This window comes from Magnetococcales bacterium (assembly GCA_015228935.1).
Taxonomy (GTDB): domain Bacteria; phylum Pseudomonadota; class Magnetococcia; order Magnetococcales; family DC0425bin3; genus HA3dbin3.
On record JADGCO010000038.1, the window covers coordinates 10675 to 23990 of the forward strand.

Annotated in this window: 10 protein-coding genes; 7 read left to right on the plus strand and 3 right to left on the minus strand. The window is 56.9% G+C overall.

From position 1 onward, the window contains the following. From HQL65_10670 to HQL65_10690, 5 genes are all read left to right on the plus strand, one after another. Positions 1-256, plus strand: a 256-nt coding sequence (locus HQL65_10670; protein ID MBF0136694.1) for a hypothetical protein, incomplete at its 5' end; no start/stop codon positions are given. A 62-nt stretch (positions 257-318) separates the two neighbouring features. Continuing rightward, complete coding sequence (locus HQL65_10675; GenBank protein ID MBF0136695.1) at positions 319-1125, plus strand: hypothetical protein; 807 nt, start codon at positions 319-321, stop codon at positions 1123-1125. 16 nt (positions 1126-1141) lie between these two features. Beyond that, positions 1142-3013 carry a threonine--tRNA ligase gene (locus tag HQL65_10680; protein ID MBF0136696.1) on the plus strand — a complete coding sequence of 624 codons (1872 nt, stop codon included), beginning with the start codon at positions 1142-1144 and terminating at the stop codon, positions 3011-3013. 15 nt (positions 3014-3028) lie between these two features. Further along, complete coding sequence (locus HQL65_10685; GenBank protein ID MBF0136697.1) at positions 3029-3331, plus strand: nucleotidyltransferase family protein; 303 nt, start codon at positions 3029-3031, stop codon at positions 3329-3331. Further along, on the plus strand, positions 3321-3656 hold the full coding sequence (locus tag HQL65_10690; protein ID MBF0136698.1) for a DUF86 domain-containing protein: 336 nt from the start codon (positions 3321-3323) through the stop codon (positions 3654-3656). Before HQL65_10685 ends, HQL65_10690 begins: the two co-directional genes overlap by 11 nt. Before the next feature lie 99 nt (positions 3657-3755). Here the strand turns inward: HQL65_10690 and HQL65_10695 are convergent, their stop codons facing one another. Together HQL65_10695 and HQL65_10700 are read right to left on the minus strand one after the other, a co-directional pair. Continuing rightward, positions 3756-4166 (minus strand): type II toxin-antitoxin system VapC family toxin, encoded by a 411-nt coding sequence (locus tag HQL65_10695; protein ID MBF0136699.1) that lies wholly within the window; start codon positions 4164-4166, stop codon positions 3756-3758. A gap of 300 nt (positions 4167-4466) precedes the next feature. Further along, the gene (locus HQL65_10700) at positions 4467-6347 is read right to left on the minus strand and encodes a methyl-accepting chemotaxis protein (GenBank protein MBF0136700.1); all 1881 of its coding nucleotides are present in this window, start codon (positions 6345-6347) and stop codon (positions 4467-4469) included. A gap of 323 nt (positions 6348-6670) precedes the next feature. Here HQL65_10700 and HQL65_10705 point away from each other — a divergent pair, with 323 nt between their 5' ends. Further along, a complete protein-coding gene (locus HQL65_10705; protein MBF0136701.1) occupies positions 6671-9205 on the plus strand; it encodes a hypothetical protein in 2535 nt (844 codons plus the stop codon). A gap of 6 nt (positions 9206-9211) precedes the next feature. Continuing rightward, complete coding sequence (locus HQL65_10710; GenBank protein ID MBF0136702.1) at positions 9212-10924, plus strand: sel1 repeat family protein; 1713 nt, start codon at positions 9212-9214, stop codon at positions 10922-10924. Positions 10925-12159: 1235 nt separating this feature from the next. On the opposite strand, the gene HQL65_10715 is transcribed toward HQL65_10710, so the two are convergent. Continuing rightward, positions 12160-12372 (minus strand): collagen-like protein, encoded by a 213-nt coding sequence (locus tag HQL65_10715; GenBank protein ID MBF0136703.1) that lies wholly within the window; start codon positions 12370-12372, stop codon positions 12160-12162. Positions 12373-13316: the final 944 nt, after the last annotated feature.

The following is a 13316-nucleotide window of genomic DNA, read 5'->3' on the forward strand; positions in this document are numbered from 1 at the left end:
TAGGCGAGAGGTCCAGGAAGTCAGGCGAGAGGTCCAGGATGTCAAACAGGAACTCAAACGGGATAACCAGGAACTCAGACGGGAACTCAAACAGGACATGAAGGAACTGGAACTCCGCATGACCATCAAGCTGGGTGGTTTTGTCATCCTGGGCGTGGGGCTTCTCCTGGGCATGCTGCGCGTGTGGCCCATTCCCACCCAATACGCACATCCACCCGTCACTCACGAAACCCCTCTCGCCAAACCGGCCAAATGATCATGCACAACACCCCATGTCCGCCCAAGTCCCAGCCAGCCCGTTCGATTGCGGGCTTCAGCATGCTTGAATTGTCCATCGTGCTGGTGGTCGTCGGTCTGATCGTCTCCATCGGCATGACCATGGGACCGGACATGATCTTCACCGGCAAGGTCGCCCAGACCCGTGACCAGATGGAGCGCATCCGGCAGGCCATCGAAGGGTATGCCATGACCAACAACCGGCTTCCCTGTCCAGACATCAGCAGCGACAGTGTCAACGATGGTGTGGAGGATCTTGGCAACATCACCGCCAATGTCTGTGATGCCAATGCCACCGGCCTCACCGCTCCCTACGATACCGGTTACCTCCCCTACACCACCCTGGGTCTGCCCACCAACAAGGATGCCTGGGGCAATCGCATCCGGTACGCCGTCTACATTCGCAGCAGTGCCACAGGTACCGGAGGCCGGACGCCAGACCTGGCCACCGACCACAACAGCGACGATGGGACAGAACTCAGCCGTACCGATTTTTGCACCAAGCTGGTTACGGCAGCCACCAGTACCCTTGCCACAGGAACAGATATCCACGTGGCCAATCTGACCGGCAATCGGGCTGGCAACAACAGCAACTCCGATTGCACAACCGGCATGAAGGTTCCCTTCGCATTGGCCACTTCAGGAGCCCGGGATGCCAACAACGACGGCAACAAGTTCGATGGCAGCAACAATCCCGGCAACAGCTATTGCTTCGACAACCCGGACCGCATCCTGAAACAATACTCCGAAGAACAGACCAGCACCGATCTTGCCAACGGTTACGATGACATCGTCGCCGTGGAATCCTTTCCTGTCCTGATCTCCCGCATGAACTGCAAAAACAACTGACCGGATCTGTCACCCCATGAAAATACTGCTGCTGCACGCCGATCATTTCCGTTTCCATGTCACGGGCGAAACCGCCATCAGCAAGGGGCTGGAACCCCTGGCGGAGAGCGACCGCACCGGAGCCATGGAGCAGGTTCTCGTTTGCATGATCGCTGTGGAAAAGGGGGATGGAGAGGATCCCGGTGCCATGGCGCAAAAGGCCCTGGTGGTCATTCGCGACCAATGCGCCCAGATTCGCGAAACACGCCTCATGCTCTATCCCTACGCCCACCTCTCCGGCAACCTCGAATCCCCCCGGGCCGCCGTCGCGGTGCTGGATGGACTCACCACCCTCTGCCGCCAGGATCCGGCATTCAGCGAGGTGGGACGTGCCCCGTTCGGCTGGTACAAGGGGTTCGACATCCAGGTCAAGGGACACCCCCTTTCGGAAGCGGTCCGCTCCCTGGAACCAGGGGCCGGCAGTGGTCCCGCCGAATCCTCGGCCCTCAAAAATGAATCCCGCAAAAAAAGTACCTGGATCATCCTCACCCCGGCAGGCGAAGAGTTTCCCGCCGAATCCTTCAACTATGCCCAGCATCGGGGTCTGGAACAGTTCTACCGCTATGAAACAGCCGGTTCCCGCCTCAGCGAAGAACCCCCGCCCCATATCCGCCTCATGCAGGAACACGAACTCGTGGACTACGAACCCGGTTCCGATGCCGGCAACTTCCGCTGGTATCCCAAGGGATACCTGATCAAAAAACTCCTGGAAGATCAGGTCTCCGAACAATTGCACAAGCTGGGTGCCATGCGGGTCGAAACCCCCATCATGTATGATCGCAACCACCCGGCATTGTCCAAATATCTCGACAAGTTTCCGGCCCGGCAGTATCAACTGCAATCCGACAAGGGAAGTTACTTCCTGCGTTTTGCCGCCTGCTTCGGGCAGTATCTCATGAAGCGGGACATGAACATTTCCTATCGGCATTTGCCATTGCGGCTCTACGAGCTGACCCACTACAGTTTCCGCCGCGAACAAAGCGGCGAGCTGACCGGCCTGAAACGCCTGCGGGCCTTCACCATGCCCGACATGCATACCCTCTGTCGCGACATCGAGCAGGCCGTCGGCGAATTTTTGACCCACGTGGACCTCTCCCTGACCTGGGCGGCGGATCTTCACTATCAAAGCGAAATCGGGCTGCGGGCCGTGGCTGATTTTTACCATGCCAACCGGGATTATGCGGTACAGGTGGCCCGCAAGGCCGGGCGGCCAATCCTGTTGGAACTTTGGGAGCGGCGCTATTTTTATTTCGTCACCAAGTTTGAAATCAACGTCGTGGACAGCCAGGGCAAATCATCGGCCCTCTCCACGGTGCAGATCGATGTGGAAAACCCCAAGGATTTCGGCATCACCTTCGTCGGCCCGGATGGTCAGGACCATACGCCGCTCATGCTGCACACCTCCCTGTCGGGTTCCATCGACCGCAACCTCTACGCCATCCTGGAACAACAGGCCATCGGCATGACCAAGGGGTCACGCGGCAGCTTTCCGTTCTGGCTCGCCCCGACCCAGGTCCGCCTGATCCCCATCAAACCCGAGGAACACACCGATTTTTGCCTGGAACTGGCCTCGCGGATTGCCGCCCGGGTCGATGTCGATGAGCGGGGCGAATCCCTGAATCGCCGCATCCGTGCCGCCGAAAAAGAGTGGGTCCCGTTGATCGTCGTGGTGGGTCGTGATGAAATGGATTCCGGGCAGTTGCCGATCCGGGTCCGGGAAGACAAGAGCAACCGCACCTTCTCCGTGGATGACTTGAATGCCTTCATCCGGGAACGCATGGTTGGCAAGGTGACGGCCCCGCTCTCCCTGCCACAACGGCTCTCCCTGCGCCCGATTTTCCGGGGATAAACAAGGGCCGACAACATGCCACAAGGTCTGCAACTTCCGGATTCCGACCTGGCCAGGTTTTGTCAACGGCACCACATTCTGCGTCTCTCCCTGTTCGGTTCCGTGCTGCGTGGAACGGACCGTCCAGAGAGTGATGTGGATCTCCTGGTGGAATTTGCACCGGGTCACACACCGGATTTTTTTACCCTGGCCGACATGGAAGAGGAGTTTTCCTGTTTGCTGCATGGTCGCCGGGTGGATATGCGTACCCCCCGCGACCTGAGCCATTATTTCCGTGCTGAAGTTGTGGCATCAGCACAGGTGCAGTATGCGGCATGAAGACCAAATCCGTTTGCAACACATGCTGGATGCAGCCCTTGACACCTGTCAATTCACGGAAGGACACTCTTTGGGTGACCTTGAATCCGACCGGATGCGTCAATTTGCCATACTCCATTGCATTGAAGTGATCGGAGAAGCTGCTGGAGAAGTGTCGCAGGAGTTGCGCAGCCGGTCACCCCACATTCCATGGAAGAACATAATCGCCATGCGCAACCGATTGGCGCATGGCTATTTTGACGTTGATTTGGAAATTGTCTGGAAAACCGTAACAACGAAATTACCCATTCTGATTGGTCAAGTTCGCATTTTATTGGAAAACTGACCGTCCGGAGAGTGATGTGGATCTCCTGGTGGAATTTGCCCCGGGTCACACACCGGATATTTTTTACCCTGGCCGACATGGAAGAGGAGTTTTCCTGTTTCAGACAGGAAAATCAAAAGGATTGAAGGATTGTATTTCGGGAATAAGGAAATCTTTTGTGTTTCTGGTGACCACGATCAAGCCATGTTGCCAGGCGATGGCGGCAATCATCAGGTCTTCCACGTTATGATTCGGATGAGAATGCACCAGTTTGCCCCAAAGAAGTCCAGCGTCTACGTCAAAAGCCAACAATGGAGAATACCGTATGACCTGCGAGAGCCACAGGTCCAGCTCGTTGGCTTTCTCTGGATCCCGGGAACGAATGGATTCAATGCCCTTTTGAATCTCACCAACGGTGATGGCACTGATATGGAGATGTGACACATCGACCGTTTTGATCCAGGCAAGGACGTTGGGACTGGGACGTGGCCGACGCAACTCGGAAAGCACATTGGTATCCAGCAGATACATCAATCCAAAACCACGGCTCGATCTTTGGTTTGCGGATGCCGTGGCCCAATCCTCTCTTCCAAATCCTCCACGCGACCGTATGAGACCAACAGGTGTTCCATTAAAAAAAATGGCCTGGTTGGTTGTTGGATGTCGTACCGCAGGTCCACGGGGAGCATTACGACCCCATTTTGTTCCTGCCTGGTCACACACTGTGGGCTTTTGTCCGATGTCGCATCCATTTATGCCGCTCCCCTTGTTATGCCGCTCCCCTTGATTCAACAAGCCTTGGGTGCATTTTCGTATTTTTTATCCATTTTTTCAGCCCAACCGGAAGAAAGCCACGGTCTCCTGGAGCTTTTGCGCTTGTTCGGCCAGTTCCCTGGCCGTATTCGACATCTCCGCCGAGGCCCCGGCATTTTGTTGAATCACCTGATCCAACTGTTGAATCGCCTGGTTGACCTGTTGCGCCCCCTGATTTTGTTCTTCCGAGCCGGTGGTGATCTCCTGGACCAGTTCGGCTGTCCGCTGGATATCCGGTACCAGATGACCCAGAAGCTGCCCGGCCCGTTCCGCCACCGTCACCGTGGATGAGGAGAGTTCCTTGATCTCGCCGGCGGCCAATTGACTCCGCTCGGCCAGTTTGCGCACCTCGGCGGCCACCACGGCAAACCCTTTGCCATGCTCGCCGGCCCGGGCCGCCTCGATGGCGGCATTGAGGGCCAGCAGATTGGTCTGCCGGGCAATATCCTCGATGATGCCAATCTTGCCGGCAATCTCTGTCATGGCCGTCACCGCATGGGTCACCGCCGCACCCCCCTCCTGGGCATCCCTGGCCGCCTTCTGGGCCATTTTGCCGGTCATGCCGGCATTGTCGGTGTTTTGGGCAATATTGGATGTCATTTGTTCCATGGCGGCGGAGGTCTCCTCAATGCTGGCCGCCTGGGATGTCGCCCCCTCGGAGAGTTGCACGGCACTTTCACTCACCGTGCTGCTGCCCGTGACCACCTCCCGGGAAACCTCCTGGATACTTCCCACGATCTCTTTCAATTGCTGCACCATGCGGTAAAGACCGACATAAACCCCTCTGTCTGTCGGACAGATACGCCCGAACGTCACGGCCAGATTGCCTTCAGCCACATGATCCGTCACCCGCATCAACTCGGCAGGTTCACAACCAATCATCTTCAGAATTTGCCGGGTGAAAAAAATTCCCAAGCCACCAGCCATCAGAATCGTGCCGAGAACAATCACAAGATAAATGGAAAAATCCACCTTGGCCGTGGTCTGCAACCGGGTCGCCTGGTCCAACAAATCAGCCGCCAACCGGTCTTCGATATCTTTCAATAGATTGATTCGGGTCGTGCTGGCCGCAAACCAGACCCCGGAATCAACTCCGAACTCACCTCCCCCGGACTTGTCAAAGGCCGTCTGCCGCAGGGACTCCACCTCTTCCACCGGCTTGCCCGACAATTTTTCCCTGAAAAAAGCCGTTTGCCCGGCATTGGCCATGGTACGAAACACATGCAGATAGCTCTCCTGCTCGCCCACCAGTTTGCCAAATTGCCGCAACATGCCCGGAGCAAATCGATTTCCGGCAAAAGTGTTGGAAAGCACGGCCCGCTCCTGCCCGGCCCGCTCTTTGGCCAGCAAGAGATTGACATACGCCGTGGATTGACTGGCCATGGCCACATCCGCAGCCAGATTGGGCAGTTCTGCCACTGTCTCCAGCAATGTCGCAATCATGCCGGTATAAAAACCAATAGCTTCCGGACCCGGGATTGACAGGGCATCCACCTGTTTCCGGACAGGATCGATCCCACCCAGTTTGTGCAGGGCATCACGCAGTCGTCCGGCAAAACCACTGCCAAAGGGCGTGGCATCAAAACTTTTGGCAGACTCCCGGAGAAGACCCACCGCCTTGTCGGTACTCTCTGTCCGTTGGCGGGGCAGATCGGTCTTGAATTTTTCCCCCTTGCTCCCCAGAAAGCCCGCCGACATGCCCCGTTCTTTCTGGGCTTCGTGGACCACCGCGCTGATGCGCACGGCCAGACCCGTCAAGGACTCCATCGCCGCCATGCGCCCGGCAAGTTGCATTTTGTCCCACACGGCCACACCACCAAACCAGAGCAGGCCCAGCAGGGGCAAAGTCAACATGATCAAAAATTTGTTGCGCAAGCGCATATCATTCAGCCATTGCATGGCAATCTCCCGACGGATTTGGAATCTGCGTTCAGTTTCGCCTTGCAAGAACGAATAGCATCACAGGCTGCCCGAGTCCACATAAATATCCCTGTAGAGTAGAACCGTCCATCCAGGCAACCAGTGCATGCCATGAAATTTATATTGCAGGGAAGGAACTTTTTTGGCCGGACTTGACTCAAATCAAGATATGGTTCGAAATCAGATTCCTCAGATTGGTCGAGAAATTGATCGAGCCACGGAAGCTTGATCAGTTTAATAATGGCGTGAATTTTGCTTGACACCATCATCATGACTCTTTCCCCATGGGGGTGGGGGCGACGATGTACTGGTCTGAAAGGTGGATCCGTCAAGTCATTGCGATTGTAATCCTGGCCAGCGTGGCAACAGGGTGGTCAACCCTTCTCTACGCCCAGTCCGGAATGCCGGAATCCAGCTCGCTTCCCACAACCACAAGCCAGGATTCTCCAGACACTCCCGGTTCACCCCAGGATCACCCCAGGCTCCAGAGGCCGGTTCATCTGGAACAAAGGTTGAACGAGGCCTCCTTGACCAGAATCTGGCCTGTGGCCTATCCGATGGCACAACCCAAGCCCCGGCGGTTGCCACCCTCCCCTGACGAAAATCCGCAGACATCCCACGTCACCACCCAGAGCGAGGAACCTGCACCATCCGGGCGAAACGATCCGGGCGGCAGTCCACCTCCTGTGCCGGTCTGGTCCCGGGAAATCGGCGTGGAAATCCTGATGAAAGATCCAGAGTTCAACAAGGCATTCAAGAAACTTGGCCACGAAGTAACCGTACCACCCAATATCGCCTCCGATACTTCTGTCAGGCCAAAATCAACCTTCAAGCTGGAACCGGAACCAGACCCGGGATCCGAACCAGGTACAGGAACAGGAACAGGTTCAGGATCAGAATCGAGAACAAGACCAGGTTCAGGATCAGAATCGGGAACAAGACCGGGTTCAGGATCAGAATCGGGAACAAGACCAGGTTCAGGATCAGAAATTAGACCAGGAAAAGGAACAGATCTGGATTCGGAAGCAAGCACTCCGGAACCCGTCCTGTTTACCGAAACCTTGCCGGCACCTCAACCTGCCTCTCTGCCGGTGCCGTTATTCAAGAACAACATGTCGAATCAGGGTCACCCCTCTCCAGAACATCCGGATCATGCCAAAAAGAAGGTCGCTCAAAAGCAAACTGTTCCTGCCTCGCCGACCCGGACTCTCCAGGTAACCCAGACCGCCCAGCCACAGACAAAAAGTGAAGAAGACATCGAAATATCTGAGCCAACAACCCCCTCCAGATTGCAAGACCTGGTGCTGGGTCTGCTGCTGGGCAGTATGGCCTGGGCTTTGCGGCTGCGGATTCTCGGCTTCATGCAGCAAACCTGGGAATTTCTCCGGGGCCAGGATGATCGTGATGACGACAACGACGACACTGCCAGGGATGCAACAGAGAAACCCTCCTCTCCGGCAGGTTCCCGCCGGAGTTTCAATCCCCGGCACTGGCTTTTGCCACGTGGATTTCCCCAGTGGATTGTCCAGGATCGCAACTCCCGCTGGGAAAAAAAATTGCACGATATTCAAGTCAGGGAAGAGAATGAATTAAAAGAATCCACATTCCAGGAAACGTGCATGGCCAACGAGCCTCTCCCCGTCTGGGATCTTCCCCCCGAATTGCCAAGGAGACCTGACCCGCAATCCGAAAACAAAAAAAACAGAAAATATGCACAGGTCGAAACGCCAGACACACTCTCTGTTGAAAGTCGGGCCAGGCGAAATTGCCAACTGCCCATGCCGGAAATTCCTCTTTTCTGGAACCGGCAGCAGGAAATGGCCCGGTTGCAAAAATTGATCGCGGAAAACGCCGTTTACCGGCGCCCCATCGTGCTGACCGGCATGGGGGGAGTGGGAAAGACGCAGATTGTGGCGGAATATTTTCGCCGTACCACCCATTCCCGCACCCTGGTCTGGTGCAACCCCGAATGCAACTATATGGCCTTGCCCAAAAATGCCGAAACAGAGCCGCACCCCACCATCGAAATTCCCGGCGACATTCCCTATGCAGAAAAAATTCCGCTCATCCTGACGCATGCGGATGCCATCCACAATGGCCTCCTGGTGTTGGATGAGGTGGACGACCCCAACATGCTGTCGCACCTGTTCCGGCATCCGCCCCAATATCCGGTGATCATCACCTCGCGTTGCACCACCTGGGAGGGTGTGGCCGATCTTCTGGAGGTCAATCCCCTGAGCCTCGCCGAGGGATCCCGCTTTTTGTTGGCGCTGACCCGCTCTGCGGACATGGAGTCCGCCCTGGCCCTGACCCATGAACTGGGCGGCTTGCCCCTGGCACTGGTCCAGGCCGGTACCTTCATCCAGAGAACCCGGATTTCCCTGCAAAGCTATCTCCAGATGTTCAGGGAAAATGGATTGTTTCTGCTGGACAAATGCAAACCCCTGCAAAGCCAGTATCCGGGCAGCGTCGCCACCCTGTGCGAGCGGTGTCTGAGCCAGGCCAACACGCTCATGCCGGGGGCCATCGAATTGATGCGGGTCCTGGTCAACGTTCCCCAGGAATACATGACCCGGGATGGCCTGATCAACCAGTGGATCCTGCAACCCCCTCCCGGACAACACGGGCTGACCAACAAGGCCGCCCTGTTGTGCGCCCTGGAGTTTCTGCAACGCTACTCCCTGATTCAATTGGAAGAAATTTTCATTCGTATCCACCCTGTGATCCGCATGATCGTGCGCGCCGGTTTTACTGCGGTCAGCCATGCCGATCTTTATCAATACAGTCTGATTTTTCATAACAATCTTATGAAAAGACAGGCCGCGAACATGGAATGACCCGGCATGAACCAGCGCAGCCCGTCTGCCTTGCGTCGATATCCCCCATCGGCAGACGGACCCGTGACATGGGACAAAATCATCGCGGTCATCCTGGGATTGGGTTGCCTGCCACACGATGCGCCCGCCGAACCCCCGTCCGCTGCCGGCAGCGTGCCAATCCAGTCCCAAAGCGCATCAGCCGGTCCCCCCTCTGCTGCCGACAATTCGCAAATCCTGCGACAGTTGGAACAGGATGCCGTCCAGGGCGATCCGGAAAGTCAGTATTTGTTGGGACGTATCTGGGCAGAGGGCCTCGGCAGCAGGACCGATTACCTGGCAGCCCGGCAATGGTTTGAAAAATCGGCCAAACAGGGCCATGCCAAGGCCGCATTGGCCTTGGGGCGTTTGTACGATGCCGGCCACATTCCGGGCGTGGATAGTGGCATGCCTGAAATCCAGGCCATGGGGTGGTATCTCGCCGCTGCCGAAGGCGGATCGGTGGATGCCCCGTTTCACCTGGGATCCGCCTACGCCGAAGGACGCCTGGTGCCCCGCGACGATAAACTGGCCGTGCAGTGGTATCTCAAGGCGGCCCGGGCCGGTCATGTCGATGCCCAATACAATCTGGGTATTCTCTACCGCAGGGGTATCAACGGGGTACAGGAGCCGGAAAATGCCCGCATCTGGTTGCAAAAGGCCACCGATCAAAAGCACGCCGCCGCTGCCTATAACCTCGGCAGCATGTATCTGCTTGGCGATGGAATCCCCACCGATATGAACAAGGCCCATACCTGCTTTCTGATCGCTGCCCAACAGGAGCATGCCCAGGCCCAATTCCAGCTCGGTTTGATGTATTTTCTGGGCAAGGGGGTCAGCGTGGACATTGCCCAGGGGATCCACTGGTTTCGCCAGGCAGGCAACAATGGCGATCTCAACGCCTTGAACAATCTGGGCGTCATCTACAAGAAAGGTGTCGGTACCCAGGCCGATCCACAACAGGCCGTGGCATTTTTTGAAAAAGCCGCCCAGCGGGGCTCCACAACCGCCCAAAAAAATCTGGGTTTGATGTATGAAGATGGCCAGGGCGTCGCCAGGGATATGCGCCAGGCAGCCCACTGGTACGGAGCCGCCGCCCGGCAGGGAGATCCCGAAGCCCAGAACAATCTGGGCATTCTCTACTACAAGGGCGCCGGCGACCAACCCAACCTCACCAAAGCCCGTTACTGGTTGGAAAAGGCCGCCAGCGCCGGCAATGTGCAGGCCCAGAACAATCTGGGAGAACTCCTGCTGGATGACAAAGGACCTTTTCACAATCCCGAACTGGCACTGACCTGGTTGCGCAAGGCCGCCACAAGAGGTCTGGCCCAGGCCCAGTACAACCTGGCCCTGCATCTGGCGACCCGGGCCGGTCAGCAGGAAGCGGCATGGACCGAGGTGATCGACTGGTTCCGCAAGGCCGCCACCCAGGAGCATGCCCTGGCCCAGTTTCAACTGGGCAGCAAATATCTGCATGGCGTGGGGGTGGCCAGGGATCCCCGGCAAGCCCGCTACTGGCTGGAAAAAGCGGCCCAGCAAAACAACCCCGAAGCCCAGAACAATCTGGGCATGCTCCACCTCCAGGGTATCGGCGTCCCCCAGAACGACGCGGAAGCCCTGCGCTGGTTCCAGTTGGGTGCCAACCAGAACCACCCGGAATCCCAAAGCAATCTGCAATACATGCTGGACAGGAAGCGTTGAAAAAAACACAACAATAAAATTATTTTTGCTTGCGATCGACTGTTGCGGGAAAGGAGGGAAAAGAATTTTCTGTCCAGAGAGCTTCGGAGCCTGACGTCCAGGCGCCGGGTTGAACTGGCCGGATGAATGGATTCGGCCTGGCAACCCGGTATCAATTCATCTCCACAAGCTGATTGAAGACAATTTCCACTTCCCAGGCCCTTTGTTCGTACTTGACCAATTGGGTTTTTTCGGCGATCCAGCGATTGTAGGATTTGAGACCGGTCGTGGTGCCTTGATTCAATTCCGTATTTTTGTGCAAAAACCTGATCTTCATTTTTTGCAGGGCAATCATGTAGGCCAGCTCCTGGGCCTCCCGGATCAGGGATGTGCCTTTCTGCACAAAAGACATCCGGTCATCATGATCCTTGTTGCGCTTGCTGTTGTCGAACAAGGGAACAGAAAATTCAAACCCCACTTTCTGGGAGATGCCGTTGCCACCCGTGCCTCCGGCTGAGGTGGCGGTGGAAAAGCTCTTGTCCGTTCCGCCGACAAAATTGAGGTTCAGATTGGTCCCGGCACCCCGTCGGTCCGCTGCGGAAAGAAGGCGGGGCATGGCCCGCGACCACCAGCCGTCCGGTACATTGACATCCATGGCCTCCAGGGGATCTTTTCCCTCCCCGGTCTCCGGCATCACCCCCACCGTGGAAATTTGTTGTTGCAGGGTTTCGATATTCTGAACCTTGGTCAGGGCATCGAATTCGGGTCCGGGGGGAGGCAGCAAGGATTCAGACTCCTGCCGGGACTCTTTCTTGTGGGGAGTCGGTTTTTTGCCCACGGCGTCGGCATCCGGCCTGCCAGGGGGGGAGAGGGAAACCATCCAGGATGGCAAGCCATCCTTGCTGGAGGAGGAATACCCCTCGCCCACAGAGGTTTCCCGATCAGAGGATGCCTGGGCATGCCTGGGAGAACCTTTCCGCACCGTTGCCCCTTTCTGCGGGGCAGAGGCGTGTTCTTTTGGGATTCCTGGAGGCTTTTTTTCCAGGGATACCGTTGGCTTCTCCCCGGAAATTGGCACAGAGGCACTCTCGGCACGTTCGGCGGGTGAGACCTGGGATGGCGGCAACGCGGGTGACTGCCTTGCACTTCCCGGCGGCACACGGGCCTGACCCACCGATTGGGAAGAATCATAAGCCTCGGGCATGTCGGAATCCTCGGAAGCTTCAGAGTCCTCGGCATCCTCCGTATCATCGGCATCATCCGACTCTTCGGAAGCCTTGGAGGCCTTGGAGGCCTTGGAGGCCGATGCCTGGGAAGCCTGGGAAGCCTGGGAGACCCCGGATCCCCCGGATGCCTGGGAGGCTCCAGACCCCCCGGATGCCTGAGAAACCCCGGATGCCTGGGAAACCCCGGATGCCTGAAAAGCCCCGGATCCCCCGGATGCCTGGGATCCCCCGGAAACCTGTAATCCCTCAACAACAGCATCAGGCAGACGGCGTGGTTTTGGATGCGGCCTGGGCGTGGCAGGGCGGCGGCGATTCTGTGCGGCAACAGCAGGCTGCGGCGGCGTGGGCGGCGACGAACCGCCAACCGCTGCCGGCTTGCCACCCCAGGGCAACACTTTCGGGTCGATGATATCCAGGGACTCCTCCATGGGTATCGGCGAGATGGTGGCTTCCTGGGGCTGGGAGGGGTGAATGCGCAATACCGGCTGCCCCTTTTCGCCAACGACCTCCAGAACAAAGGAGGATTGATCATGCCGCAACAAATAGGGGGTGCGGGGAAATGGAGTTTGACTGGCATCTCCACCCGGAACAGTCACAGTCTCAGGTGACGGTATGACAGATGCCGGTGCCGGCAGCGGCTCCTCGGCCCAACCGCCGGCAGCCATGACGACCAGACCCAGCCCCAACACCACGTCGAACCATTGTCCCCGATCTTTGATCCTGACCTTGTTTGCTCCCAACCGCATGGAACCCGCCCTGCATCGCCCTGAAGACCCATCACGAACGACATGTCTGTCGGCTGTAGAAATCTTTCGGAATGAGAACTGACACTCACCGATCAATCACTCAAAAACCACACGAAAAAATCTGCAAAAAACATACCAATTATCACAACGGCAAATTTCGCCTGCCACACCTCTCCCCGACATCCCAACGCCCCTCATACGGAACAGCTCAAATCAGTCCATAATTTTCTTGCCGATCCGAGTATTTTAGATTATGCTAATATAATTATTTGCCAATATGAGGCACACCCGGATCATCGCGAGGCCACCGTTTAGAACAAAACAATCCAATTCTGTGTCGAAAACCCATCACCAGGAGTGGCATCGTGAAAAAGTATTCGCTAGACTACGCATCAGCAATGGTGTGTCATGTCCGCTCGCCCGGGGGATCAGACAAGGATC

Bases quoted from the DNA above. Each gene is read 5' to 3' on its own strand.
- HQL65_10675 (MBF0136695.1), top strand. From the start codon at position 319: ATGCTTGAATTGTCCATCGTGCTGGTGGTCGTCGGTCTGATCGTCTCC.
- HQL65_10680 (MBF0136696.1), top strand. From the start codon at position 1,142: ATGAAAATACTGCTGCTGCACGCCGATCATTTCCGTTTCCATGTCACG.
- HQL65_10685 (MBF0136697.1), top strand. From the start codon at position 3,029: ATGCCACAAGGTCTGCAACTTCCGGATTCCGACCTGGCCAGGTTTTGT.
- HQL65_10690 (MBF0136698.1), top strand. From the start codon at position 3,321: ATGCGGCATGAAGACCAAATCCGTTTGCAACACATGCTGGATGCAGCC.
- HQL65_10695 (MBF0136699.1), bottom strand. From the start codon at position 4,166: ATGTATCTGCTGGATACCAATGTGCTTTCCGAGTTGCGTCGGCCACGT.
- HQL65_10700 (MBF0136700.1), bottom strand. From the start codon at position 6,347: ATGCAATGGCTGAATGATATGCGCTTGCGCAACAAATTTTTGATCATG.
- HQL65_10705 (MBF0136701.1), top strand. From the start codon at position 6,671: ATGTACTGGTCTGAAAGGTGGATCCGTCAAGTCATTGCGATTGTAATC.
- HQL65_10710 (MBF0136702.1), top strand. From the start codon at position 9,212: ATGAACCAGCGCAGCCCGTCTGCCTTGCGTCGATATCCCCCATCGGCA.